The 23,679-nt window shown below is 55.6% G+C and carries 25 protein-coding genes, 1 tRNA gene and 2 rRNA genes; 15 read left to right on the forward strand and 13 right to left on the reverse strand.

The annotated features are described in order from the left end of the window. Positions 1-29 precede the first annotated feature (29 nt). Positions 30-1,529, reverse strand: coding sequence for a glutamate/gamma-aminobutyrate family transporter YjeM (gene yjeM / locus ACJBF3_RS15520; protein WP_045331430.1), 1,500 nt, complete (start codon positions 1,527-1,529; stop codon positions 30-32). Positions 1,530-1,723: 194 nt separating this feature from the next. Next, positions 1,724-2,701 carry an elongation factor P--(R)-beta-lysine ligase gene (epmA, locus tag ACJBF3_RS15525; protein WP_045331433.1) on the reverse strand — a complete coding sequence of 326 codons (978 nt, stop codon included), beginning with the start codon at positions 2,699-2,701 and terminating at the stop codon, positions 1,724-1,726. 310 nt (positions 2,702-3,011) lie between these two features. Between epmA and frdA the strand changes: the two genes are divergently transcribed. From frdA to frdD, 4 genes are read left to right on the forward strand one after another with little or no spacing between them, the layout of a single operon-like run. Next, positions 3,012-4,802 carry a fumarate reductase (quinol) flavoprotein subunit gene (gene frdA / locus ACJBF3_RS15530; protein WP_045331435.1) on the forward strand — a complete coding sequence of 597 codons (1,791 nt, stop codon included), beginning with the start codon at positions 3,012-3,014 and terminating at the stop codon, positions 4,800-4,802. Next, positions 4,795-5,529 carry a succinate dehydrogenase/fumarate reductase iron-sulfur subunit gene (locus tag ACJBF3_RS15535; RefSeq protein ID WP_045331438.1) on the forward strand — a complete coding sequence of 245 codons (735 nt, stop codon included), beginning with the start codon at positions 4,795-4,797 and terminating at the stop codon, positions 5,527-5,529. The genes frdA and ACJBF3_RS15535 overlap by 8 nt, the downstream gene beginning before the upstream one ends. 10 nt (positions 5,530-5,539) lie before the next feature. Beyond that, positions 5,540-5,935 carry a fumarate reductase subunit FrdC gene (frdC, locus tag ACJBF3_RS15540; RefSeq protein ID WP_045331440.1) on the forward strand — a complete coding sequence of 132 codons (396 nt, stop codon included), beginning with the start codon at positions 5,540-5,542 and terminating at the stop codon, positions 5,933-5,935. 10 nt (positions 5,936-5,945) lie between these two features. Continuing rightward, entirely contained in the window at positions 5,946-6,305 is a 360-nt protein-coding gene (gene frdD / locus ACJBF3_RS15545) for a fumarate reductase subunit FrdD (protein WP_045331442.1), read from the forward strand. 29 nt (positions 6,306-6,334) lie between these two features. Here frdD and ampR read toward each other — a convergent pair whose 3' ends face one another. Beyond that, a complete protein-coding gene (gene ampR, locus ACJBF3_RS15550; protein ID WP_045331443.1) occupies positions 6,335-7,210 on the reverse strand; it encodes a LysR family transcriptional regulator AmpR in 876 nt (291 codons plus the stop codon). A 132-nt stretch (positions 7,211-7,342) separates the two neighbouring features. On the opposite strand from ampR, the gene ACJBF3_RS15555 reads away from it, so the two are divergent. Then, a complete protein-coding gene (locus ACJBF3_RS15555) occupies positions 7,343-8,488 on the forward strand; it encodes a cephalosporin-hydrolyzing class C beta-lactamase ACT-48 (protein ID WP_045331469.1) in 1,146 nt (381 codons plus the stop codon). Positions 8,489-8,646: 158 nt separating this feature from the next. Then, positions 8,647-9,177, forward strand: a complete 531-nt coding sequence (locus ACJBF3_RS15560) for a lipocalin family protein (protein ID WP_045331445.1) — start codon at positions 8,647-8,649, stop codon at positions 9,175-9,177. Here ACJBF3_RS15560 and sugE read toward each other — a convergent pair. Beyond that, on the reverse strand, positions 9,174-9,491 hold the full coding sequence (sugE, locus tag ACJBF3_RS15565; protein ID WP_006178944.1) for a quaternary ammonium compound efflux SMR transporter SugE: 318 nt from the start codon (positions 9,489-9,491) through the stop codon (positions 9,174-9,176). The genes ACJBF3_RS15560 and sugE overlap by 4 nt on opposite strands. Positions 9,492-9,751: 260 nt before the next feature. Between sugE and ACJBF3_RS15570 the strand changes: the two genes are divergently transcribed. After that, positions 9,752-10,351: a LuxR C-terminal-related transcriptional regulator gene (locus ACJBF3_RS15570; protein WP_045331446.1), complete on the forward strand. Its 600-nt coding sequence runs from the start codon at positions 9,752-9,754 to the stop codon at positions 10,349-10,351. 37 nt (positions 10,352-10,388) lie between these two features. Here the strand turns inward: ACJBF3_RS15570 and ecnB are convergent, their stop codons facing one another. The 3 genes from ecnB to efp all read right to left on the reverse strand — a co-directional run bounded on the left by ecnB (position 10,389) and on the right by efp (position 11,399). Continuing rightward, on the reverse strand, positions 10,389-10,535 hold the full coding sequence (gene ecnB, locus ACJBF3_RS15575; RefSeq protein WP_003025482.1) for a lipoprotein toxin entericidin B: 147 nt from the start codon (positions 10,533-10,535) through the stop codon (positions 10,389-10,391). Between the two features lie 107 nt (positions 10,536-10,642). Then, on the reverse strand, positions 10,643-10,774 hold the full coding sequence (locus ACJBF3_RS15580; protein WP_024907352.1) for an entericidin A/B family lipoprotein: 132 nt from the start codon (positions 10,772-10,774) through the stop codon (positions 10,643-10,645). Positions 10,775-10,832: 58 nt separating this feature from the next. After that, positions 10,833-11,399, reverse strand: coding sequence for an elongation factor P (gene efp / locus ACJBF3_RS15585; protein ID WP_008502940.1), 567 nt, complete (start codon positions 11,397-11,399; stop codon positions 10,833-10,835). Between the two features lie 40 nt (positions 11,400-11,439). Here efp and epmB point away from each other — a divergent pair, with 40 nt between their 5' ends. After that, positions 11,440-12,468 (forward strand): EF-P beta-lysylation protein EpmB, encoded by a 1,029-nt coding sequence (epmB, locus tag ACJBF3_RS15590; RefSeq protein ID WP_045331448.1) that lies wholly within the window; start codon positions 11,440-11,442, stop codon positions 12,466-12,468. 66 nt (positions 12,469-12,534) lie between these two features. On the opposite strand, the gene ACJBF3_RS15595 is transcribed toward epmB, so the two are convergent. The 3 genes from ACJBF3_RS15595 to ACJBF3_RS15605 form a co-directional block, all read right to left on the reverse strand. Continuing rightward, positions 12,535-12,888: a DUF4156 domain-containing protein gene (locus tag ACJBF3_RS15595; protein ID WP_045331450.1), complete on the reverse strand. Its 354-nt coding sequence runs from the start codon at positions 12,886-12,888 to the stop codon at positions 12,535-12,537. 134 nt (positions 12,889-13,022) lie between these two features. Continuing rightward, positions 13,023-14,666: a chaperonin GroEL gene (groL, locus tag ACJBF3_RS15600; protein ID WP_045331453.1), complete on the reverse strand. Its 1,644-nt coding sequence runs from the start codon at positions 14,664-14,666 to the stop codon at positions 13,023-13,025. Positions 14,667-14,697: 31 nt separating this feature from the next. Continuing rightward, positions 14,698-14,991 (reverse strand): co-chaperone GroES, encoded by a 294-nt coding sequence (locus tag ACJBF3_RS15605; protein ID WP_003855929.1) that lies wholly within the window; start codon positions 14,989-14,991, stop codon positions 14,698-14,700. A 179-nt stretch (positions 14,992-15,170) separates the two neighbouring features. Here ACJBF3_RS15605 and yjeH point away from each other — a divergent pair, with 179 nt between their 5' ends. Continuing rightward, positions 15,171-16,391, forward strand: a complete 1,221-nt coding sequence (gene yjeH, locus ACJBF3_RS15610; protein WP_045331456.1) for an L-methionine/branched-chain amino acid transporter — start codon at positions 15,171-15,173, stop codon at positions 16,389-16,391. A gap of 36 nt (positions 16,392-16,427) precedes the next feature. Here yjeH and ACJBF3_RS15615 read toward each other — a convergent pair whose 3' ends face one another. After that, positions 16,428-16,892 carry an FxsA family protein gene (locus ACJBF3_RS15615; protein WP_023616652.1) on the reverse strand — a complete coding sequence of 155 codons (465 nt, stop codon included), beginning with the start codon at positions 16,890-16,892 and terminating at the stop codon, positions 16,428-16,430. 335 nt (positions 16,893-17,227) lie between these two features. Here ACJBF3_RS15615 and aspA point away from each other — a divergent pair, with 335 nt between their 5' ends. The 6 genes from aspA (at position 17,228) to ACJBF3_RS15645 (ending at position 23,013) form a co-directional block, all read left to right on the forward strand. Beyond that, entirely contained in the window at positions 17,228-18,664 is a 1,437-nt protein-coding gene (gene aspA, locus ACJBF3_RS15620; RefSeq protein ID WP_023616654.1) for an aspartate ammonia-lyase, read from the forward strand. Between the two features lie 115 nt (positions 18,665-18,779). Beyond that, entirely contained in the window at positions 18,780-20,081 is a 1,302-nt protein-coding gene (locus ACJBF3_RS15625; protein WP_045331459.1) for an anaerobic C4-dicarboxylate transporter, read from the forward strand. A gap of 113 nt (positions 20,082-20,194) precedes the next feature. Continuing rightward, positions 20,195-20,518, forward strand: a complete 324-nt coding sequence (gene cutA / locus ACJBF3_RS15630; protein WP_014168278.1) for a divalent cation tolerance protein CutA — start codon at positions 20,195-20,197, stop codon at positions 20,516-20,518. Next, positions 20,494-22,185, forward strand: coding sequence for a protein-disulfide reductase DsbD (locus tag ACJBF3_RS15635; RefSeq protein WP_045331462.1), 1,692 nt, complete (start codon positions 20,494-20,496; stop codon positions 22,183-22,185). Before cutA ends, ACJBF3_RS15635 begins: the two co-directional genes overlap by 25 nt. Before the next feature lie 49 nt (positions 22,186-22,234). Further along, positions 22,235-22,810, forward strand: a complete 576-nt coding sequence (locus tag ACJBF3_RS15640; RefSeq protein WP_045331465.1) for a transcriptional regulator — start codon at positions 22,235-22,237, stop codon at positions 22,808-22,810. A gap of 127 nt (positions 22,811-22,937) precedes the next feature. Next, positions 22,938-23,013 (forward strand) — tRNA-Phe (locus ACJBF3_RS15645). Between the two features lie 234 nt (positions 23,014-23,247). Here ACJBF3_RS15645 and rrf read toward each other — a convergent pair. Both rrf and ACJBF3_RS15655 read right to left on the reverse strand, forming a co-directional pair. Further along, a 5S ribosomal RNA gene (gene rrf, locus ACJBF3_RS15650) occupies positions 23,248-23,363 on the reverse strand. Between the two features lie 65 nt (positions 23,364-23,428). Continuing rightward, positions 23,429-23,679 (reverse strand): 23S ribosomal RNA (locus ACJBF3_RS15655); the annotation flags it as partial.

Consider the following 23,679-nt stretch of genomic DNA (forward strand, 5'->3'; position numbering starts at 1 on the left):
CCCTCCCTGCCGGGAGGGGAATACTACCGCTATGCCACTTCTGCGACGAACGCCGTCGCGCGTCGACGGTAATTCTCATAAATCCCCATCGCCAGCAGCGAGAAGAAGACTGGACCGCCGACCATCCACAGCGCGCTGTTCCAGTCGTTCGCCTCAATCACCGGCTGAATAATGGTGAAGATGTTGGCAAACGCCACCACCAGCACCACCACCGTGGTGGCCAGCAGCGTTGCCGCGCGGGTTTTAAAAATCACAAACGGACGTTCGAGATCCTGCTTCGCCTTAAAGAACGGGAATGCGAGGGTCAGGAACAGATACGGCAGCGTCATCGACACGTTCGCCATCAGGGTCAGCTTGTTGTAAAACGCAGACGCCGTATCGCCACCAAATGACACCAGCAGAATGAACACGCACACCAGCAGACACTGCATCCACATGGCGTTGGCAGGCATCCCCGTCGCGTTGAGCTGGGTCATACGCGCAGGCCACAGCGCCTTCGGCGTACCCTGAATAATCGCTTTCAGCGGGGAGTAGATCAGCGTGAAGAACGCGCCGGTATACGCCAGGAACATCGACAGGCCGGTAATCCGCGCGAACCAGACGCCCAATACCGATGCCGCTTCTGGACTCAGGTTCATCGCCTGTCCCAGCGTCATCCCCAGGCTTTTCATCAGCACATAGGTGATGTTGCCAAGGTTAGTCGTGTTGTTGCTCAACACCTGCTGCCAGTTCGTGCTGACGCCCCAGAGGAAAATCGCCAGTGAATAGCCGATGGAAATGACGATGGCGGCAAAAATAATGCCTTTCGCAAAGTTCTTTTCCGGGTTTTCCGTCTTATCAACCAGGCCGCCTACGGCTTCAATACCGCCGTAAGCGAAGATGGCAAATACCACGAAGGAGAGCATAGCCAGCCCGGACTGATAGCCCGGATTAGGGGATGAAACAAAATTGACCTCCTGCGCAAAGTGCCCGCCGTTGAGGCACAGAATCGCGATGCTTACCAGCAGCAGCACCAGGTTCAGGCACATCACTGAGATACCGCCAACCGCGGTAATCCGGGCAATTTTGTTGATACCTTTCGACGCTACCAGCGTCACCACCACCATCCAGCAGACCGCCAGAATCCCGACGACCTGCGTGGAGCTCAGCCCGGCTAAAGACCAGACCTGGGTTTTATCGGCACCGAAAAGAAACGTTGAGAACGGCACCCAGACTTTGGCCGCCGTGCTGACCATCCAGACAACGTAGGATGAAAACCACATAAACGTGCCGATAAACGCGTAGCGCGGCCCGACGCTGTTATTCATCCATGAGTAGATCCCGCCCTCTTCTTTCCGGTAAGCCGAGCCCATCTCCGCCATCATCAGCGCAAACGGAATAAAGAAGAACAGGGCAGAAACGATATAAAAAGGCGTCGCGCTGTAGCCCATCAGATAGAACGCTGATGGGCTGTTGGCAAAGCCAAAGACTGAGGTAAAGATCATCAGGATGAGCCCGGTGAGGGTCATCTTTTTAAGTGACTGGGACATAGCACCATCCGAAGAGAATTAAATTGCGCGGATGGTAGCAGAAGACCAGACAAATATTGTGGCCATAAGGGTCAAATTAAGAAAAAGACCCGTGTATAGAGAAAGTGGCAGTTTTTAATGTTGTTGTGCGGAAATGGAAAGGTTAATTGACAGGAATGGTAGGCCGGGTAAGCGCAGCGCCACCCGGCATTTTATTAGGCGCGATCGACCGTAAAGGCAATCACATCGCCAAGCTGCTCTGCGCCCAGGGCCAGCATCACCAGACGGTCAACGCCCAGCGCGACGCCGGAGCAATCCGGCAGACCGGCTTTTAACGCTTCAAGCAGATTGGTATCAATAGGCTGCTGCGGCAGGCCGCGCGCGGCGCGCTTGCGGTTATCCTGATCGAAGCGCTGCTGCTGCTCGCGGGCATCGGTCAGCTCGTGGAAGCCGTTCGCCAGTTCGATGCCTTTGTAATAGACCTCAAAACGCTCTGCGACACGATGATCTTCAGTGCTGATCTGCGCCAGTGAGGCCTGGCTTGCCGGGAAGTGATAGACAAACGTCGGACGATCTTTACCAATCTGCGGTTCAACGCCAAACGTAAACAGCAGCTGCAGCAGCGTATCGCGATCCTCTTCGGTATCCGCCACGTTGCTCAGATCCAGTTTTGCCGCCACTTCGCGCAGCTGGGCTTTGTCCGCCGACAGCGGGTCGATTTCCAGATGGCGCTGGAATGCCTGCTGATAGGAGATCGTTTCGGCTTCTGAGCACTCCAGCACCTGCTGCAGCAGATCGTCCACCTCATTCATCAGGCGGTACATATCGTAATGCGGGCGGTACCACTCCAGCATGGTGAATTCCGGGTTGTGGTGACGACCCATCTCTTCATTACGGAAGCTGCGGCACAGCTGATACACCGGACCACATCCTGCCGCCAAAAGGCGTTTCATGTGGTATTCCGGGCTGGTCATCAGATACAAATTCATGCCCTGAGAGTGGCCGGGGCCAACAAAACGGGTTTCAAACGGGACGAGATGAATATCCGTCACCGTTGCCTGACTCATGCACGGGGTTTCCACCTCCAGGACGCCGCGGTCGGCAAAGAAACGGCGGATCTCCGCCATAATTGCAGCGCGTTTTAACAGATTAGGGATGGATGCGCTCGGCTGCCAGGTGGCCGTTTCGCTCATGAGTTGTTCTCCGATTTCAGACAAGGGCACGAAGTCTACTCGTTAGCAGAGACAGAGACAAATTTTGCGCAGTAAAAAAGCGCATTTCATTTAGGCGAACAATTGCGTGACGGAATTCATCAATCACTATGATAAATCACCGCACAGAACAGCAAAAAAATCGAACACGTCAAATTTCCCTGACATCTACACGGTTATAATGTTCTACCCATAAAGGAGCAGTGGAAACGCTTTCGCAATCGTCCCTTTGGGCGGGTGAACTACCTTTAGTTTGTCGCGTTGCGAAATAACAAAAACCTGGAGGAATGTCGTGCAAACTTTTCAAGCCGATCTTGCCGTAATAGGCGCTGGCGGGGCTGGATTACGTGCTGCGATTGCTGCAGCACAAGCTAATCCCAACGCCAAAATCGCATTGATTTCAAAAGTCTATCCAATGCGTAGCCACACAGTGGCAGCAGAAGGAGGGTCCGCCGCCGTTGCGCAGGATCATGACAGCTTTGAATACCATTTCCACGACACGGTTGCAGGGGGCGACTGGCTTTGCGAACAGGATGTCGTTGACTACTTTGTGCATCATTGTCCTACGGAAATGACCCAGCTTGAGCAGTGGGGATGTCCGTGGAGCCGCCGTCCGGACGGCAGCGTCAACGTCCGCCGCTTTGGCGGAATGAAGATTGAACGCACCTGGTTCGCCGCCGATAAAACCGGCTTCCACATGCTGCACACCCTGTTCCAGACCTCCCTTCAGTTCCCACAAATTCAGCGCTTCGATGAACACTTCGTCCTCGACATTCTGGTTGATGACGGACAGGCGCGTGGCCTGGTGGCGATGAACATGATGGAAGGCACGCTTGTCCAGATCCGCGCAAACGCGGTGGTGATGGCAACGGGCGGCGCGGGCCGCGTATACCGCTACAACACCAACGGCGGCATCGTGACCGGTGACGGCATGGGCATGGCGCTCAGCCACGGCGTACCGCTGCGCGATATGGAGTTTGTGCAGTATCACCCAACCGGCCTGCCGGGCTCCGGCATTCTGATGACGGAAGGCTGCCGCGGTGAAGGCGGTATTCTGGTCAACAAAAACGGCTACCGTTACCTGCAGGATTACGGCATGGGCCCGGAAACCCCGCTCGGCGAGCCGAAGAACAAGTACATGGAACTCGGCCCGCGCGACAAAGTCTCTCAGGCCTTCTGGCACGAGTGGCGCAAAGGCAACACCATCTCCACGCCGCGCGGCGATGTCGTCTATCTTGACCTGCGCCACCTCGGTGAGAAGAAGCTGCTGGAACGTCTGCCGTTCATCTGCGAGCTGGCGAAAGCTTACGTCGGCGTCGACCCGGTGAAAGAGCCGATTCCGGTACGCCCAACGGCGCACTACACCATGGGCGGGATCGAAACCGACCAGCAGTGTGAAACCCGAATTAAGGGCCTGTTCGCCGTCGGCGAGTGTTCCTCCGTGGGCCTGCACGGCGCTAACCGCCTTGGTTCTAACTCGCTGGCGGAGCTGGTCGTCTTTGGCCGCATGGCGGGCGAGCGCGCGATGGAGCGAGCGGCAACCGCGGGCGAAGCCAACGGTGCCGCGCTGGATGCGCAGGTCGCAGACGTTGAAAAACGCCTGAAAGATCTGGTGAACCAGGAAGGCAACGAGAACTGGTCGAAGATCCGCGATGAAATGGGCCTGTCGATGGAAGAAGGCTGCGGTATCTACCGTACCCCTGAGCTGATGCAAAAAACCGTCGACAAGCTGGCGGAACTGCAGGAGCGCTTCAAGCGCGTGCGCATTACCGACACCTCCAGCGTCTTCAACACCGACCTGCTCTATACCATCGAGCTGGGCCACGGCCTGAACGTCGCGGAATGTATGGCGCACTCTGCCCTGGCGCGTAAAGAGTCGCGCGGGGCCCACCAGCGCCTGGACGAAGGCTGTACCGAGCGTGACGACGTCAATTTCCTGAAACACACCCTCGCCTGGCGCGATGCGGATGGCACCACGCGTCTGGACTACAGCGACGTGAAAATCACCACGCTGCCGCCGGCGAAACGCGTGTACGGTGCAGAAGCAGAAGACGCCGATAAGAAGGAGAAGGCGAATGGCTGAGATGCAAAAACTGAAAGTTGAAGTGGTGCGCTACAATCCGGAAGTGGACGCCGCACCGCACAGCGTTTTCTATGAAGTGCCTTATGACGAGCAAACCTCCCTGCTGGATGCGCTCGGCTATATCAAAGACAACCTGGCGCCAGACCTGAGCTACCGCTGGTCCTGCCGCATGGCGATCTGCGGCTCCTGCGGCATGATGGTCAACAAGGTGCCGAAGCTGGCCTGTAAGACCTTCCTGCGCGAGTACACCAAAGGCATTAAGGTCGAAGCGCTGGGCAACTTCCCGATTGAACGCGATCTGGTGGTCGATATGACCCACTTTATCGAAAGCCTGGAAGCGATTAAGCCGTACATCATTGGTAACCCGCGCACGCCTGATCAGGGGCCAAATACCCAGACGCCGGCGCAGATGGCGAAATACCATCAGTTCTCCGGCTGCATCAACTGCGGCCTGTGCTACGCCGCCTGTCCACAGTTTGGCCTGAACAAGGAGTTCATCGGCCCGGCCGCCATTACCCTGGCGCACCGCTACAACGAAGACAGCCGCGACCACGGCAAAAAAGAACGTATGGCGCAGCTCAACAGCCAGAACGGCGTCTGGAGCTGTACCTTTGTGGGTTATTGCTCCGAAGTTTGTCCGAAGCACGTCGACCCGGCCGCCGCTATTCAGCAGGGTAAAGTGGAAAGCTCGAAAGACTTTCTTATCGCTACCCTGAAACCACGCTAAGGAGTGCATGATGACGACTAAACGCAAAGCCTACGTGCGGCCAATGCCGTCCACCTGGTGGAAAAACCTGCCGTTTTATCGCTTCTACATGCTGCGTGAAGGCACGGCGGTACCGGCAGTCTGGTTCAGCCTTGAGCTGATGTACGGCGTTTTTGCCCTCAAGCACGGGCCGGAAACCTGGGCGAACTTTGTCGGTTTCCTGCAAAACCCCATCATCGTTGTTCTGAACCTGATCGTACTCGCGGCCGCGCTGCTTCATACCAAAACCTGGTTTGAACTGGCGCCAAAAGCCGCGAACATTATCATAAAAGACGAGAAAATGGGGCCAGAGCCGGTGATTAAGGGACTCTGGGCGGTGACGATTCTGGTCACTGTGGTCATTCTGTTTGTCGCACTGTTCTGGTAAGGAGACACCTGTGATCAATCCAAATCCAAAACGTTCGGACGAGCCGGTTTTCTGGGGGCTGTTTGGCGCAGGCGGCATGTGGAGTGCCATCATCGCCCCGGTCATCATCCTGCTGGTCGGTATTATGCTGCCGCTGGGGCTGTTCCCGGGCGACGCGCTGAGCTACGAGCGCGTACTGGCGTTCGCGAGCAGCTTTATTGGCCGCGTGTTCATCTTCCTGACGATCGTCCTGCCGCTGTGGTGCGGTCTGCACCGTATTCACCACGCGATGCATGATCTGAAAATCCATGTCCCAAGCGGGAAATGGGTATTCTACGGTCTGGCGACCATCCTGACCGTGGTGACGCTGATTGCCGTAGTCACCATTTGACGCCTCTGGCCCGCCATCCGGCGGGCCTTTTATTTCTGCATCTTCTCCACCAGCCACTGGGCAAACTCACGCATGGCGGGGCTTTCTGCGCGTGACTGCAGCCTCGTGAGCCAGTAGCTGCCAAGGTCAATCTGCGTTGCAAACGGCTGCACGATGCGCTCGCTGCTGAGCAAATGGGTAAACATATCGACAGGCGCAATGGCAATTCCTACGCCCGCCTGCGCGGCTTCCAGCATGGTCACGGACGAATCAAACACCATCACCCGGTGCGTCGGCGAGGGAGGATGTTCACCCGCAGCCTGCATCCACGCCGCCCACTCGTCGCGCCGGTAGGAGCGCAGCAGGGTAAACTTCAGGATATCTGCCGGGCTTTTCAGACAGGAGGCGATGTCAGGTGTGCAGAGCGGTGCCAGCGGGGCAGAGCAAAGAAATTCAGCATCGGTTCCATGCCACGCGCCGCCACCGTAGCGAATGGTGTAATCAAGGCCTTCAGCGGCCGGATCGACGCGATTGTTATGGGTGGAAAGCTGAAGATCGATATGCGGATAGCAGCGGCGAAAGTCCGCGAGCTGAGAAAATAGAACCCCCGTGGCAAACGTCCCCACCACGCCTATTTTGAGCTTCTCCTGAGCGCGCTGGCTGGCAAAGCGATCCAGCATTCCGGCGATACGATCGAACGAGTCATTCAGCACCGGCAGCAAATTCTCGCCTTCGGTGGTTAACATCAGCCCACGCGAAACGCGGACAAACAGCTGGCAATTCAGGTGCTGCTCCAGCGCCTTTACGTGCTGGCTAATCGCCGAGTGGGTGACGTTGAGCTCGATAGCCGCATGCGTAAAGCTAAGGTGCCGGGCGGCTGCTTCGAACGCCCGCAGGGAATTAAGGGGGAGATAGCTGCGCGTCATGGCCTCATCCGTTAGAAAAATTAACAGCTAATGCTAAATTTAACCGTTTGTCAGCTGTAGTCAAATCCAACAGACTACAGCGGTCTGACGGGCCCGGACACTCCCTTGAACTGCTATTACGGAAGATAAATGATGATGACAAAAACCCTTTGCTGCGCCCTGCTGCTCAGCACCTCCTGCTCAGTATTGGCCGCACCGCTGTCAGAAAAACAGCTGGCTGAAGTGGTGGAGCGCACCGTTACGCCCCTGATGAAAGCGCAGGCTATTCCGGGTATGGCGGTGGCGGTGATTTATCAGGGCCAGCCGCACTACTTTACCTTCGGTAAAGCCGATGTTGCAAAGAACAAACCGGTTACCCCACAAACCCTGTTCGAGCTGGGCTCTATAAGTAAAACCTTCACCGGCGTACTGGGTGGCGATGCCGTTGCTCGCGGTGAAATATCGCTGGGCGACCCCGTGACAAAGTACTGGCCCGCGCTGACAGGCAAGCAGTGGCAGGGGATCCGCATGCTGGATCTGGCCACCTATACCGCGGGAGGTCTGCCGCTACAGGTACCGGATGAGGTCACGGATAGCGCCTCTCTGCTGCGCTTTTATCAAAACTGGCAGCCGCAGTGGAAGCCGGGCACAACGCGTCTTTACGCCAACGCCAGCATCGGTCTTTTTGGCGCGCTGGCGGTGAAGCCTTCCGGCATGAGCTATGAGCAGGCCATAACGACGCGGGTCCTTAAGCCGCTCAAGCTGGACCATACCTGGATTAACGTTCCGAAAGCGGAAGAGGCGCATTACGCCTGGGGATACCGTGACGGTAAAGCGGTGCACGTTTCGCCGGGAATGCTCGATGCGGAAGCTTATGGCGTGAAAACCAACGTGCAGGATATGGCAAGCTGGGTGATGGTCAACATGAAGCCGGAAACCCTTCAGGATACGTCACTCAGGCAAGGCATTACCCTGGCGCAGTCTCGCTACTGGCGCGTGGGGGCCATGTACCAGGGATTAGGCTGGGAAATGCTTAACTGGCCGGTGGATGCCAAAACCGTGGTTGACGGCAGCGACAATAAGGTGGCGCTGGCGCCGCTGCCTGCGAGCGAAGTCAATCCGCCCGCGCCGCCGGTTAAGGCATCCTGGGTCCACAAAACGGGTTCAACCGGCGGGTTTGGCAGCTACGCGGCATTTATTCCGGAGAAAAGTCTCGGTATCGTGATGCTGGCGAATAAAAGCTACCCGAACCCGGCACGCGTTGAGGCGGCATACCGTATCCTCGACGCATTGCAGTAAAACATTGCCGGGTGGCGGCTTCGCCTTACCCGGCCTACAAAAGCCACATTATTCGTAGGCCGGGTAAGCGCAGCGCCACCCGGCGAAACAAACCGCACGCTCCCCCACATTTTCCTTGCCGTCATCTACACTTAACAAAAAACAGTAAGGAAACTCCTATGCGCATTCTGCCTGTTATCGCCGCGGTGACAGCCGCGTTTTTAGTGGTTGCCTGCAGTTCCCCTACCCCGCCACCTGGCGTTACCGTCGTTACGCCCTTTGATGCACAACGCTTCCTTGGAACATGGTATGAAATCGCGCGCCTCGACCATCGGTTTGAGCAAGGCCTGGAGAAGGTCACGGCGAATTACAGTCCGATGGATGATGGCGGTATTCAGGTGATCAACCGGGGCTATAACCCAGACCGCGAGATGTGGCAACAGTCAGTAGGGAAAGCGTACTTCACGGGTGACCCGCGACGGGCCGCGCTTAAAGTCTCTTTCTTTGGCCCGTTTTATGGTGGCTATAACGTGATAGCCCTCAACAGAGAGTACCGTCACGCGCTGGTCTGCGGGCCGGATCGCGACTATCTGTGGATACTCTCCCGCACGCCAACTATTTCGCCAGAAATGAAACAGCAGATGCTGGACGTCGCGACCCGGCAAGGGTTTGATGTATCAAAACTTATCTGGGTTAAACAGCCCCATTAATGGGTGCTGAGCTTAAGCCCAATAATTCCCGCCACAATCAGCGCGAGGCTGGCGATACGCGCCAGACTCGCCGACTCTCCCAACAGCAGAATGCCGGTGATGGCGGCACCCACGGCACCAATGCCCGTCCAGACGGCATACGCCGTTCCCACAGGCAGGGAGCGCATCGCCCAGGAGAGCAGAACAATACTGACGATCATCGCGGTGACGGTAATGACGCTGGGCGTCAGGCGGGTAAATCCGTGGGTGTATTTGAGACCAATCGCCCATACCACTTCGAGCAGGCCAGCGATAAAAAGAATGATCCAGGACATTTCAGGCTCCTTAACTTAATAAAAGCTGGGGCCGTCCCCGGTGAAAGAAACGCTTACGGGTCGTCCCGTAAGGCAGAGATTACGCCCCATATTGTGGTTAGCGTGCTATTTTTTTCAATCATTTTTTGCTGAACACGTTAAGGCAAGAAATAGCCGCAGTATGGCCCGCAGTTCCGGCATTTAGCACTCATCCGACTTCTCTATGATGATGTGCTTTCTGATGGCAGGAAGCCAAACCACTAGCCGACTGCGAATAAAATATGTTCAAAATTCTTTTGATTGACCGTTGTCACTTCACCCGCTCGGGGTTTGAAGCATGGCTCAATCATTCCGGTTTGTTCCCGGGACACTTCGTTGTAACCGGGCTGAATAATCTGTTCCTTGCCAGAGAGCATATTCTGCAATGGAAACCCACGTTGGTTATCGCAGACCTGTACGGCTTCAGGCAGGATATTCACCATTTTCAGCAGCTCTCGTCCTTGCTTAACGCCAGTAAACGCTTGCCGTTTATTTTGCTGCAATCCGGAGAAGAGCGCGGCATGACTGACTGGCTCGGGCAGTTCCCGGTGTGGTCGTCGTTGTTGAAAAATGCCAGTCTCGAAAAAGTGGCAACGGTTATCAACGACGCACTGATCTCGCGCGCGAGCGCTGAAAGGCCAACGGCGGCGGCCCCGCTGCTGACCCGGCAGGAAGCGAAAGTGCTGACGTTGTGGATGGACGGTGCAAGCAATCAAAAAATTGCCGCTCACCTGAGTATCAATGGAAAAACGGTCTATACCTACAAGCGCAATATCCGCATGAAGCTGCACATGGATACGCGTTTTTCTCCGTTCTTATCCCTGCAGGAGTCAGAAAGCTGACGGTACGAAACCCGACGGATCTCGTACCGTATATATATTACTGCTGAGCTTTTGTTGCCGCACCAGAAATTGCGCTACCACCTTCAGAAATATCCTGACCGACGCCGCGCGTGGTATTACAGGCCGTTAACACTGAAGAAAGCACCAGGACTGAAAAGATCGCTGCAATTGTCTTCTTAACCATAATATCTTCCTTTTATAGCCAAAGTTGTTTTGTGTATAGCAACTTAATAATAGACAAGATCCCGCCGAATGGCGGTAAAGGAAGCATTTTAGGAAAATTAGACGAACTTAGCTGGCGGCGTGAGAAATGATATGACCGAGATCCTGGATATCTTGCCCCATTCCTCGCGTGGTGTTGCAGCCGGATAGTAATGCACTGGAAAGCGCCAACAGAAGCAGAATTTTAACGGTACGTTTCATCATCCCTGCCTGCAAAAATCAGGCGCAGCGGGCGCTGCGCCGTCAATCATGACGTAAATTACTTCACGCGGGACACGTATTCGCCGGAGCGGGTATCCACTTTGATCACTTCGCCAGTCTGTACGAACAGTGGCACTTTAACCACAGCACCGGTAGACAGTTTGGCTGGTTTACCGCCGGTACCTGCGGTATCACCTTTCAGACCTGGATCGGTTTCAACGATTTCCAGCTCTACAAAGTTTGGTGGGGTCACAGCGATAGGCTGGCCGTTCCACAGGGTCACGATACACTCAGCCTGATCCAGCAGCCATTTAGCGCTATCGCCTACCGCTTTCTCATCAGCAGACAGCTGTTCGAAAGTGGAGTTGTTCATGAAATGCCAGAACTCACCGTCGTTGTACAGATAGGTCAGGTTCATATCTACAACATCAGCGCCTTCAGCAGAGTCAGTAGACTTGAAGGTTTTCTCAACACGGGTACCGGTCAGCAGACGGCGCAGCTTAACGCGTGCGAATGCCTGGCCTTTACCTGGTTTAACGAATTCGCTGGCTTCAACCGCGTACGGTTCGCCGTCCATCATGATTTTAAGACCAGCACGAAAATCGTTGCTATAGTACGTTGCCATAAGGCCCTCTAAATTTGTTAACTGGTAGCTAAGCCACAAAATGGCGCATATTGTAACCCTAAACACCCCGTCCAGAGAAGATTGGTTATCGCAACTTGCCGATGTAATCACCAGTCCTGATGAATTGCTGCGTCTTTTAGACCTCGATCAGCACCCAGCGCTGCTTGCAGGCCGCGAGGCAAAGCGCCTTTTCGCCCTGCGCGTTCCCCGTGCCTTTGTGGCACGAATGGAGAAAGGCAACCCCGACGATCCGCTATTAAAACAAACGCTTACTTCGCAGGATGAGTTCATTACTGCCCCGGGATACAGCACCGATCCGCTGGAAGAGCAGAACAGCGTGGTGCCGGGTTTACTGCACAAGTACCTCAATCGCGCCCTGCTGCTGGTAAAAGGCGGCTGCGCGGTAAATTGTCGTTATTGCTTCCGTCGGCACTTCCCGTATGCCGAAAACCAGGGCAATAAACGCAACTGGCAGGTCGCGCTGGACTATATTGCTGCCCATCCGGAGCTGGATGAGATTATTTTCTCCGGCGGCGACCCGCTGATGGCCAAAGATCATGAGCTGGACTGGCTGCTGACCCAGCTTGAAGCCATCCCGCACATCAAGCGCCTGCGCATTCACAGCCGTTTGCCAATTGTCATTCCTGCACGCATCACTGACGGCCTGGTGTCGCGCCTGGAGCAGTCTCGTCTGCAGGTGCTGCTGGTAAATCATATCAATCACGCCAACGAAATTGACGATGCGTTTCGCGCGGCGATGGCGCGACTGCGTAAAGCGGGCGTGACGCTACTGAACCAGAGCGTGCTGCTGCGCGGCGTAAATGACAGCGCCCGCGTGCTGGCAGACCTGAGCAATGCCCTGTTTGATGCGGGCGTGATGCCCTATTACCTGCACGTGCTGGATCGCGTTCAGGGCGCGGCCCATTTCATGGTGACGGACGAAGAAGCCCGGCAGATCGTGCGCGAACTGTTAACGCTGGTTTCAGGCTATATGGTGCCGAAGCTGGCACGCGAGATTGGCGGGGAACCGAGCAAGACGCCGCTGGATTTGCAGCTGCGGCAGCACTAAAAAGGCAGGTGGCGCTACGCTTACCTGCCCTACAGGATCCGGGCGCAGCGCCATCACCATGTTAACTCAGTTTGGGCACTTGTAGACCTGGCCCGTCATCTGGCTGGCTGTCGGCACGAAGCTGGACAGCATGCTCTGCGTTGGGCTACTCACGCCGTAAATCACGTTGCCGCCCATGGCCGCTGCCTGGTTACGCAGGGCGTTTGCCGCACCGCGCATAGAGCCGCCTTCTTCGCCATGCTGACCCGACATCCAGTTACTTTGCTCACCGGTTGCCGTGCCTAACAGCTGGCATTGACTGCCAGGCTTATCTTCCACAAAGCGAACGCCCTGGCCCGCTGCCGACAGCTCATTGCTGGAGCTACAACCCGCCAGCAGCAGTGCTGCCCCTACAATCCCTGCACAGACTTTTACGCGCATGTTATTCCTCGTTTTCAATAAGCTGGACAGTAGCTGTCCGTGTGTAGATCTTATACCTAAAAGATGAACAAAAGAAAAACCCCCGAGCATCTCTGCCCGGGGGTTTTTCACATTCTACGACGTAGAGCGCACGATTACATCATGCCGCCCATACCGCCCATGCCACCCATGCCGGCAGCACCTAAGTCTGGTGCATCGCCTTTAGGCATATCGGTCACCATGCACTCGGTGGTGATCATCAGGCCAGCAACAGAGGCCGCGTACTGCAGAGCAGAACGGGTCACTTTTGTTGGGTCCAGGATACCGAAGTCGATCATGTTGCCGTATTCTTCCGTTGCCGCGTTGTAACCGTAGTTACCTTCGCCCGCTTTAACCTTGTTCGCCACTACAGATGGCTCTTCCCCGGCGTTAGACACGATCTGACGCAGAGGCGCTTCCATTGCGCGCAGCGCAACTTTGATACCCACGTTCTGGTCTTCGTTCTGAGCGGTCAGGCCAGCCAGCTTAGCGGCAACGCGCACCAGCGCAACGCCACCACCTGCAACCACGCCTTCTTCTACCGCAGCACGGGTCGCGTGCAGGGCGTCGTCAACGCGTGCTTTCTTCTCTTTCATTTCAACTTCGGTCGCCGCACCGACTTTGATAACCGCAACGCCGCCAGCCAGTTTCGCTACGCGCTCCTGCAGTTTTTCACGGTCGTAGTCGGAAGTCGCTTCTTCGATCTGCTTACGGATCTGACCTACGCGGCCCTGAATAGCGGCCTCTTCACCCACGCCATCGATGATGGTGGTGGTGTCTTTGTTGATCACAACGCGTTTCGCCTGGCCCAGGTCTTCCAGGGTCGCTTTTTCCAGCTCCATACCGATCTCTTCAGAGATCACGGTACCGCCGGTCAGGGTAGCGATATCCTGCAACATTGCTTTACGGCGATCGCCGAAGCCAGGTGCTTTAACCGCAGCCACTTTCACGATGCCGCGCATGGTGTTAACCACCAGGGTCGCCAGCGCTTCGCCTTCAACGTCTTCAGCGATGATAACCAGCGGTTTGCCTGCTTTCGCAACGGCTTCCAGTACTGGCAGCATTTCGCGGATGTTGGAGATTTTCTTGTCAGCCAGCAGGATGAACGGGCTTTCCAGCTCAACAGCGCCAGTCTCTGGCTTGTTGATGAAGTATGGGGACAGGTAACCGCGGTCGAACTGCATACCTTCAACCACGTCCAGTTCGTCTTCCAGACCGGTACCGTCTTCAACGGTGATCACGCCTTCTTTACCGACTTTGTCCATCGCTTCCGCGATCAGCTTACCTACGGTTTCGTCGGAGTTAGCGGAGATAGTACCAACCTGAGCAATGGCTTTAGAGTCAGAGCACGGTACGGACAGCGCTTTCAGTTCTTCAACAGCGGAAGCGACAGCTTTGTCGATACCGCGTTTCAGATCCATTGGGTTCATGCCCGCCGCAACGGCTTTCAGACCTTCGGTGATGATCGCCTGCGCCAGTACGGTCGCGGTGGTGGTACCGTCGCCTGCAGCGTCGTTCGCTTTAGAGGCAACTTCTTTCACCATCTGCGCGCCCATGTTTTCGAACTTGTCTTCCAGCTCGATTTCACGTGCTACGGAAACACCATCTTTAGTGATGGTTGGCGCGCCGAAGGATTTATCCAGCACTACGTTGCGGCCTTTCGGGCCCAGGGTCACTTTAACTGCATCGGCCAGTACGTTTACGCCGCGGAGCATTTTTACACGAGCGTCGTTACCGAATTTTACGTCTTTAGCTGCCATGTTCTTATTTCCTCAAATTCTCGTGCGTAAATTACGCTTCAACAATTGCCAGAATGTCGCTCTCGGACATGATCAACACTTCTTCATTGTCGATCTTCTCGGATTTCACGCCGTAGCCATCGTTGAAAATTACGATGTCACCAACTTTAACGTCCAGCGGCTGCACAGTTCCGTTTTCCAGGATGCGGCCCTTACCGACAGCGATGATTTCGCCACGCGTTGATTTGGCTGCTGCAGAACCGGTCAGAACGATGCCGCCAGCAGACTTGGTTTCAACTTCTTTACGTTTGACGATCACACGATCATGTAACGGACGAATACTCATTGATAGCTCTCCTTTGAGAAAGTCATTATCAGTTATGGATGACGCCGGCCCGCATGCGGTTTTCCGACTAGTGCCCTGAGAGATGGGGATAGCTTTTTCCCCCTTCAAGGGGGAGTTGAAAAAAAAATTTGCGAAAGTGTTACCATCGCCTCTCTTTGGATACGGGCAGGGCGATGTTAATGAGTGGACTCAAGCAGGAGTTGGGGCTGGCGCAGGGTGTTGGTCTGCTCTCTACCTCCTTGTTAGGAACGGGCGTGTTTGCCGTACCCGCACTGGCGGCGCTGGTGGCAGGCAATAACAGCCTGTGGGCGTGGCCCCTACTGATTGTATTGGTTTTCCCAATAGCCATTGTGTTCGCCATCCTGGGGCGACATTTCCCCAGCGCGGGCGGCGTGGCGCACTTTGTCGGGCTGGCCTTTGGCCGGCGGCTGCAGCGCGTTACCGGCTGGCTGTTTCTCTCCGTCATTCCGGTTGGTCTTCCTGCGGCGTTGCATATTGCCACCGGCTTTGGTCAGGCGCTGTTTGGCTGGCATGACGAGCAGCTTCTGCTGGCCGAACTGGGCACGCTGGCTATCGTCTGGTGGGTAGGCTCTCGCGGGGCCAGCTCCAGCGCCAACCTGCAGACGCTGGTTGCGGTGCTGAGCGTCGCACTCGTTGCCGCTATCTGGTGGGCGGGCGATATCACCATCAAGGACATTCCCTTCCCGGCGGTGAAAGACGTCAACCACTCGCAGCTTTTCGCCGCGCTCGCCGTGATGTTCTGGTGTTTTGTCGGTCTGGAGGCCTTTGCCCATCTGGCCTCTGAATTTAAGCAGCCTGAACGTGATTTCCCCCGCGCGCTGATGATAGGCCTGCTGCTGGCAGGCACGGTTTACTGGGCGTGCACCGTGCTGGTGTTGCACTTCAACGCGTTCGGCGCAGATCTCGCCGCTGCGGCATCGCTGCCGGGTATCGTGGTGGAACTGTTCGGCGTGAAGGCGCTGTGGATCGCCTGCGTCATCGGCTATCTGGCCTGTTTTGCCAGCCTGAATATTTATATCCAGAGCTTTGCCCGTCTGGTGTGGTCGCAGGCGCTCTACAAACCTGAGAACCGCCTCGCGCGCCTCTCCAAACGCCAGCTTCCGCTGAATGCCCTGAATGCCGTGCTGGGCTGCTGCGCGCTGAGCACGCTGTGTATTTACGCACTGAAGATCAATCTGGACGCGCTGATCGTCTACGCCAACGGCATTTTCATCATGATCTACCTGCTGTGCATGCTGGCGGGATGTCGTTTGCTGAAAGGTCGTTATAAAGCGCTGGCGGCCGTCGGAGGCGTGCTTTGCCTGCTGTTGCTGGCGATGGTGGGATGGAAGAGCGTGTACGCCATCGTCATGCTGGCGGGGCTGTGGCTGGCGCTTTAGTAGGCCCGGTAAGCGAAGCGCCACCGGGCAACAAAATCACCGATCGTCTTTGTGATCTAAACGGTCGTGCTGTTCATCCTTACGCTGATACTCCCCTTCGAAGGTATCGCCCGGTCCGGTGCTAAACCCGCCGCCGGGCATACGGCTGAAGCGCAGATGCGGCAGCAGCTTCATGGTCAGGTGCTTTTGCACCGGCGGCAGAAGCAGCAGAAGGCCAAGGAAATCGGTGAAGAACCCTGGCAGAATCAGCAGCAGTCCAGCAATAATCAGCGACACGCTTTTGATCATCTCTTCCGCCGGGCTTTCCCCTGCGGCCATCTTCTGCTGCATTATCAGGAAATTTTTGAAACCCTGATTACGCACCAGCGACATGCCGATAACGGAGGTGAAAATCACCAGAATCAGCGTCAGCAGGACGCCCAGCACATGGGCCACCTGAATGAAAATGGAAATCTCAATGTAAACATAGAGAAAGAAAGCAATAAACGGTATCCAGCGCACTGGCATCTCCTGTGTGGCAGGCGCCATCGGGCCCCTGTCTGAATGTGTTCGCGACGCGCGTTTGTATGAGATGGTGTCGGTTAGCGAAAATTCAATCGGTTTGCACGGATATTTTTTCTGGAAATATTAAAGCGGTGACCCATTTCACAGATTAATAATTATCATGGAATCGGCTCGATAATAAGTGATCCAGCTTACGGCAATTCGCTATCATCAGCATATGATCTCGAACATCTGGCTGATTGAGGGAATAATCGTCGGCCAGAAAATATTCAAAACCACGTTAATACTGTGTGTTTAGTACAATCCATCGGCAGCTTGAAAAGAAGGTTCACATGTTAAACAACATTCGTATCGAAGAAGACTTGTTGGGTACCAGGGAAGTTCCAGCGGATGCCTACTACGGTGTTCACACTCTGAGAGCGATTGAAAACTTCTACATCAGCAACAGCAAAATCAGCGACATCCCTGAGTTTGTCCGTGGCATGGTGATGGTGAAGAAAGCCGCAGCCCTGGCTAACAAAGAGCTGCAAACCATTCCTAAAAGCGTGGCAAATGCGATTATCGCAGCCTGCGATGAAGTGCTGAACAACGGCAAATGCATGGACCAGTTCCCGGTTGACGTCTACCAGGGCGGCGCGGGTACCTCCGTCAACATGAATACCAACGAAGTTCTGGCAAACATCGGCCTGGAACTGATGGGTCACCAGAAGGGTGAATACCAGTACCTGAACCCGAACGACCACGTTAACAAATGCCAGTCCACCAACGACGCCTACCCTACCGGCTTCCGTATCGCGGTGTATGCCTCTGTCGTGAAGCTGGTGGATGCGATCAACCAGCTGGGCGATGGCTTCCAGCGTAAAGCGGTTGAGTTCCAGGACATTCTGAAAATGGGGCGTACCCAGCTGCAGGACGCGGTGCCGATGACCCTCGGCCAGGAATTCCACGCGTTTAACGTGCTGCTCAACGAAGAAACGAAAAACCTGCTGCGCACCTCCGAGCTGCTGTTGGAAGTGAACCTGGGCGCAACCGCCATCGGTACGCGTCTGAACACCCCGGACGGCTACCAGCAGCTGGCGGTACAGAAGCTGGCTGAAGTTTCTAACCTGCCGGTTGTCCCTGCAGAAGACCTGATTGAAGCCACCTCAGACTGCGGTGCCTACGTTATGGTGCACAGCGCGCTGAAACGTCTGGCGGTGAAACTGTCCAAAATTTGTAACGACCTGCGCCTGCTCTCTTCCGGTCCGCGCGCTGGCCTGAACGAAATCAACCTGCCAGAACTGCAGGCAGGTTCGTCCATCATGCCAGCCAAGGTGAACCCGGTCGTGCCGGAGGTGGTGAACCAGGTTTGCTTCAAAGTCATCGGTAACGATACGACCGTGACCATGGCCTCTGAAGCGGGTCAGCTGCAGCTGAACGTAATGGAGCCAGTAATTGGCCAGGCGATGTTTGAATCTATCCACATCCTGACCAACGCCTGCTACAACCTGCTGGAAAAATGCATTAACGGCATCACGGCCAATAAAGAAGTCTGTGAAGGTTATGTCTATAACTCCATCGGGATCGTCACCTACCTCAACCCGTTCATCGGTCACCACAACGGTGACATCGTCGGTAAGATTTGTGCCGAAACCGGTAAGAGCGTACGTGAAGTGGTGCTGGAGCGCGGGCTGTTGACCGAAGCTGAGCTGGACGACATTTTCTCTGCTCAGAACCTGATGCACCCGGCCTATAAAGCGAAACGATATACCGATGAAAGCGAACAGTAACCGTTCAGGCTAGGCTTCTTAAGGCACGTCACTTGTGACGTGCCTTTTTTCTTTTTAGGTGTTACCAAAATACAACAATTCAATATCAACTTGTTAATAAGCAAGGCAGGTCCTTATGTTTGGAGCAGAACTCGTCATCGTCTTGTTGGCGATTTATTTGGGAGCAAGACTCGGGGGTATCGGCATCGGCTTTGCCGGCGGTCTCGGGGTGCTCGTTCTTACCCTTATCTTTCAGATTAAACCCGGCGCAATCCCCTTTGACGTTATCGAAATCATCATGGCAGTTATTGCCGCTATCGCCGCCATGCAGGTGGCAGGCGGTATGGACTACCTGGTGAGCCTGGCGGAGCGAATGCTGCGCCGCCATCCAAAGTACATTACCTTCCTTGCTCCGCTGGTGACCTGGTTTATGACCATTCTCGCCGGTACGGGCCACACCGCTTTCTCTACGCTACCGGTGATTACCGAAGTAGCGAAAGAGCAGGGTATCCGTCCGTCTCGTCCGCTCTCTATTGCCGTCGTCGCGTCCCAGATTGCGATTACCGCTTCGCCGATTTCCGCAGCGGTGGTCTTCTTCGCCGGTATCCTCGAGCCGATGGGCGTGAGCTACCTGACGCTGCTGGCGATCTGTATTCCGGTGACGCTGATTGCGGTGATGATTACCGCCGTGCTGTGTAACTTCCTCGGCGCCGAGCTGAAGGACGATCCGGTGTACCAGGAGCGTCTGGCAAAAGGTGAAGTGAGCCTGCGCGGCAGCCAGGTCTTCGAGCTGAAGCCGCACGCGAAGCGCTCCGTGCTGCTGTTCCTGATCGGCATCGTCGCAGTGATGTTCTACGCGACCGCCATTAGCGATACCGTGGGTCTGATCCAGAACCCGGTCCTGCCGCGTAACGAAGCGATTGTGGTGTTTATGCTGACTATCGCGACGCTGATTAGCATCACCTGTAAAATTGATACCAGCGAAGTGCTGAACGCCAGTACCTTCAAATCCGGTATGAGCGCCTGCGTGTGCGTACTGGGTGTGGCGTGGCTCGGCGATACCTTCGTGAAGGCACACATCAGCGACATTCAGACCGTGGCAGGCGACCTGCTGCACAACTATCCGTGGCTGCTGGCGGTGGTGCTGTTCTTTGCCGCTACCCTGCTTTACTCTCAGGCCGCGACCACCAAAGCGCTGATGCCTGCGGCACTGATGCTGGGCGTTACGCCGCTGACGGCGATTGCCTCTTTCGCGGCGGTTTCGGCCCTGTTCGTTCTGCCCACCTACCCAACCCTGCTGGCGGCGGTGGAGATGGACGACACCGGCTCAACCCGTATCGGTAAGTATGTGTTTAACCATGCGTTTCTGATCCCTGGCGTGGTGGCCATTTCGCTTTGCGTCATCCTCGGCTTTATCATCGGCGGCATTGTCCTGTAAACCATCAGCCGTTGTAAAAATAGTTAAAATCGGGCCGCTCTGCGGCCCGTTTCATTAATGACCAACCGCCTTGCGTGATATAGTGAAGCCTTTCGTGATGAGGAGGTCGACTTGTGAACACGCCTGATGCCGTTGTCGTACTGTGCACCGCCCCTGATGAAGCCTCTGCCCAGGATCTCGCCGCCAAGGTGCTGGCCGAAAAACTGGCAGCCTGCGTAACGCTCCTTCCCGGGGCCACGTCCCTTTATTACTGGGAAGGCAAGCTGGAGCAGGAGTACGAAGTCCAGATGCTGCTCAAAACGAATCTGGCGAATCAGCAGGCGCTCCTGGACTGCCTCAAGTCTCATCATCCTTACCAAACCCCGGAACTGCTGGTCTTGCCGGTGGTTCATGGCGATAACGACTATCTCTCATGGCTCAACGCTTCCTTACGCTGATCCTGCTGCTGTGCAGCACGTCAGTTTTTGCCGGGTTGTTTGACGCAACCGGCCGTTCGAACTTCATTCCTGCTGACCAGGCGTTTGTTTTCGATTTTCAGCAAAACCAGCACGACCTGACGCTTACCTGGCAGGTGAAAGAGGGCTATTACCTCTATCGCAAGCAGGTAAGCATTACCCCTGAGCAGGCCAGCGTAGGCGCACTACAGTTGCCCGCTGGCGAGTGGCATGAGGACGAGTTCTACGGTAAGAGTGAAATCTACCGCCAGGGCCTACGCGTCCCCGTCACGGTGAATCAGGCGGATAAAGGCGCGACGTTGACGGTGACCTATCAGGGATGCGCGGACGCAGGATTCTGCTATCCGCCGGAAACGAAGGTCGTTCCGCTGAGCGAAGTAAAAGCGGCAGCGACGGTTACCCCTCTTCCTTCGGGCGAGAGGCGTGAAGCTCCCGCTGACCTGCCGTTCTCCGCGCTGTGGGCCTTACTGATTGGGATTGGCATTGCCTTTACCCCCTGCGTGCTGCCGATGTATCCGCTCATCTCTGGCATCGTGCTGGGCGGTAAGCAACGGCTTTCCACCGCACGCGCCCTGCTGTTGGCCTTTATTTATGTGCAGGGTATGGCATTGACCTACACTGCCCTTGGCCTTGTGGTTGCCGCTGCCGGGTTACAGTTCCAGGCCGCACTCCAGCATCCTTACGTTCTCATTGGCCTGTCCGCGATCTTTATCCTGCTGGCACTGTCGATGTTTGGCCTGTTCACGCTGCAGCTACCCTCGGCACTTCAAACGCGCTTAACGCTGATGAGTAACCGCCAGCAGGGTGGCTCGCCAGGCGGCGTATTGGTGATGGGCGCCATCGCCGGTTTGATTTGTTCCCCCTGCACCACCGCCCCGCTGAGCGCCATCCTGCTTTATATCGCTCAGAGCGGCAACATGTGGCTCGGCGGCGGAACGTTGTACCTTTACGCCCTGGGCATGGGGCTGCCGCTGATCCTGGTCACGGTCTTCGGCAATCGACTGCTGCCGAAGAGCGGTCCGTGGATGGAGACGGTGAAAACCGCATTTGGCTTTGTCATTCTCGCGCTGCCGGTGTTCCTTCTTGAGCGTATCATCGGCGACGCCTGGGGTATGCGCCTGTGGGCGATGCTCGGCGTTACATTCTTTGCCTGGGCGTTTATCGTCAGCCTCGGGGCGAAGAAGCCATGGATGCGCCTGGTGCAAATCCTGCTGCTGGCTGCCGCACTGGTGAGCATTCGTCCTCTGCAGGACTGGGCGTTCGGTACGCCGGCGAGTCAGACTCAGGCACATCTGAACTTCACCCAGATTCAAAACGTGGATGAACTCAACAGCGCCCTGGCAAAGGCGAACGGTAAACCGGTGATGCTCGATCTCTATGCCGACTGGTGTGTGGCCTGTAAAGAGTTTGAAAAATACACCTTTAGCGATCCGCAGGTGCGAAACGCACTGAAAGAGACCGTTTTGCTCCAGGCGAACGTGACCGCCAATAATGCACAGGATAAGGCCCTGCTGAAGCAGCTGAACGTACTCGGGCTGCCAACCATCCTGTTCTTCAATCAACAGGGTCAGGAACAGCCAGAACAGCGTGTAACCGGGTTTATGGATGCAGCGTCATTTAGCGCGCATTTGCGCAATCGCCAACCGTAAACAACACTTTAAACGGAACAAACCGTTGGGAATAGCGGAGGAGATAACCGTGCAACGTGAAGACGTACTGGGACAAGCCCTGCAATTACTTGAGATTCAAGGGATCGCCAGCACCACGCTTGAGATGTTAGCCGACCGTATCGATTATCCCCTGGATGAACTTAAGCGCTTCTGGCCGGATAAAGAGGCGCTACTCTATGATGCCCTGCGCTACCTTAGCCAGCAGGTTGATGTCTGGCGCAGGCAACTGATGTTGAATGAAGAGCTGACTGCGGAGCAAAAGCTGCTGGCACGCTATTCCGCCCTGACTGATTGCGTAAGTAACAATCGTTATCCAGGCTGTCTGTTTATTGCGGCCTGTACGTTCTATCCCGATCCCGGGCATCCCATTCACCAGTTGGCGGATCAGCAAAAACGGGCAGCGCATGACTTCACTCACGAGCTGCTGACCCGCCTTGAAGTGGATGACCCGGCAATGGTGGCTAAACAGATGGAGCTGGTGCTGGAGGGCTGCCTGAGCCGCATGCTGGTGAACCGTAGCCAGGCTGATGTTGATACGGCGCACCGACTGGCGGAAGATATTCTGCGCTTTGCTCAGTGTCGTATGGGCGGGGCGTTGACGTAAGCGAACCGGCTAAATTTTGCCTGTTCGACGCGTAAACCATCAGATTGCCGCAAAGTTAAGCAGTTGAACTGCTTTTACCGAAATAGTGTTGACGATAAGGCGCGATTGCGGTTTAATGCGCTCCGTTGCCCGGATAGCTCAGTCGGTAGAGCAGGGGATTGAAAATCCCCGTGTCCTTGGTTCGATTCCGAGTCCGGGCACCACTATTTAAAGAACCCAGCCTATGGCTGGGTTTTTGCTTTTCTGCGTTTATCAAAACCTTCACTGTTTTTATATTTCTTTATCTCTTTCCCTGCCTGCTTTGCCCGGTGGCGCTGCGCTTACCGGGCCTACGGATTTTCCAGGACGGATAAGGCGAAGCCGCCATCCGGCATGATTTTATGACGCGCAAAGCAAAAAACCCCGCACCTTTCGGTACGGGGTTCTTCTTAATTGATGCCTGGCAGTTCCCTACTCTCACATGGGGAGACCCCACACTACCATCGGCGCTACGGCGTTTCACTTCTGAGTTCGGCATGGGGTCAGGTGGGACCACCGCGCTAAAGCCGCCAGGCAAATTCTGTTAATCTGTATCAGGCTGAAAATCGTGTCTCTTCGCCAAAACACCTTCGGCGTTGTAAGGTTAAGCCTCACGGTTCATTAGTATCGGTTAGCTCAACGCATCGCTGCGCTTACACACCCGACCTATCAACGTCGTCGTCTTCAACGTTCCTTCAGGACCCTTAAAGGGTCAGGGAGAACTCATCTTGGGGCAAGTTTCGTGCTTAGATGCTTTCAGCACTTATCTTTTCCGCATTTAGCTACCGGGCAGTGCCATTGGCATGACAACCCGAACACCAGTGATGCGTCCACTCCGGTCCTCTCGTACT

The organism is Enterobacter sp. PP-008-ECC_S150, assembly GCF_045257065.1.
In the GTDB taxonomy this organism is placed as follows: Bacteria; Pseudomonadota; Gammaproteobacteria; order Enterobacterales; family Enterobacteriaceae; genus Enterobacter; species Enterobacter chengduensis.

What these genes read in the sequence shown, in the direction of transcription:
- yjeM (WP_045331430.1), bottom strand. Translation starts at nt 1,529, where the DNA reads ATGTCCCAGTCACTTAAAAAGATGACCCTCACCGGGCTCATCCTGATG.
- epmA (WP_045331433.1), bottom strand. Translation starts at nt 2,701, where the DNA reads ATGAGCGAAACGGCCACCTGGCAGCCGAGCGCATCCATCCCTAATCTG.
- ACJBF3_RS15535 (WP_045331438.1), top strand. Translation starts at nt 4,795, where the DNA reads ATGGCTGAGATGCAAAAACTGAAAGTTGAAGTGGTGCGCTACAATCCG.
- frdC (WP_045331440.1), top strand. Translation starts at nt 5,540, where the DNA reads ATGACGACTAAACGCAAAGCCTACGTGCGGCCAATGCCGTCCACCTGG.
- ampR (WP_045331443.1), bottom strand. Translation starts at nt 7,210, where the DNA reads ATGACGCGCAGCTATCTCCCCCTTAATTCCCTGCGGGCGTTCGAAGCA.
- ACJBF3_RS15555 (WP_045331469.1), top strand. Translation starts at nt 7,343, where the DNA reads ATGATGACAAAAACCCTTTGCTGCGCCCTGCTGCTCAGCACCTCCTGC.
- ACJBF3_RS15560 (WP_045331445.1), top strand. Translation starts at nt 8,647, where the DNA reads ATGCGCATTCTGCCTGTTATCGCCGCGGTGACAGCCGCGTTTTTAGTG.
- sugE (WP_006178944.1), bottom strand. Translation starts at nt 9,491, where the DNA reads ATGTCCTGGATCATTCTTTTTATCGCTGGCCTGCTCGAAGTGGTATGG.
- ACJBF3_RS15570 (WP_045331446.1), top strand. Translation starts at nt 9,752, where the DNA reads ATGTTCAAAATTCTTTTGATTGACCGTTGTCACTTCACCCGCTCGGGG.
- ecnB (WP_003025482.1), bottom strand. Translation starts at nt 10,535, where the DNA reads ATGGTTAAGAAGACAATTGCAGCGATCTTTTCAGTCCTGGTGCTTTCT.
- ACJBF3_RS15580 (WP_024907352.1), bottom strand. Translation starts at nt 10,774, where the DNA reads ATGAAACGTACCGTTAAAATTCTGCTTCTGTTGGCGCTTTCCAGTGCA.
- efp (WP_008502940.1), bottom strand. Translation starts at nt 11,399, where the DNA reads ATGGCAACGTACTATAGCAACGATTTTCGTGCTGGTCTTAAAATCATG.
- epmB (WP_045331448.1), top strand. Translation starts at nt 11,440, where the DNA reads ATGGCGCATATTGTAACCCTAAACACCCCGTCCAGAGAAGATTGGTTA.
- ACJBF3_RS15595 (WP_045331450.1), bottom strand. Translation starts at nt 12,888, where the DNA reads ATGCGCGTAAAAGTCTGTGCAGGGATTGTAGGGGCAGCACTGCTGCTG.
- groL (WP_045331453.1), bottom strand. Translation starts at nt 14,666, where the DNA reads ATGGCAGCTAAAGACGTAAAATTCGGTAACGACGCTCGTGTAAAAATG.
- ACJBF3_RS15605 (WP_003855929.1), bottom strand. Translation starts at nt 14,991, where the DNA reads ATGAGTATTCGTCCGTTACATGATCGTGTGATCGTCAAACGTAAAGAA.
- yjeH (WP_045331456.1), top strand. Translation starts at nt 15,171, where the DNA reads ATGAGTGGACTCAAGCAGGAGTTGGGGCTGGCGCAGGGTGTTGGTCTG.
- aspA (WP_023616654.1), top strand. Translation starts at nt 17,228, where the DNA reads ATGTTAAACAACATTCGTATCGAAGAAGACTTGTTGGGTACCAGGGAA.
- ACJBF3_RS15625 (WP_045331459.1), top strand. Translation starts at nt 18,780, where the DNA reads ATGTTTGGAGCAGAACTCGTCATCGTCTTGTTGGCGATTTATTTGGGA.
- ACJBF3_RS15635 (WP_045331462.1), top strand. Translation starts at nt 20,494, where the DNA reads ATGGCTCAACGCTTCCTTACGCTGATCCTGCTGCTGTGCAGCACGTCA.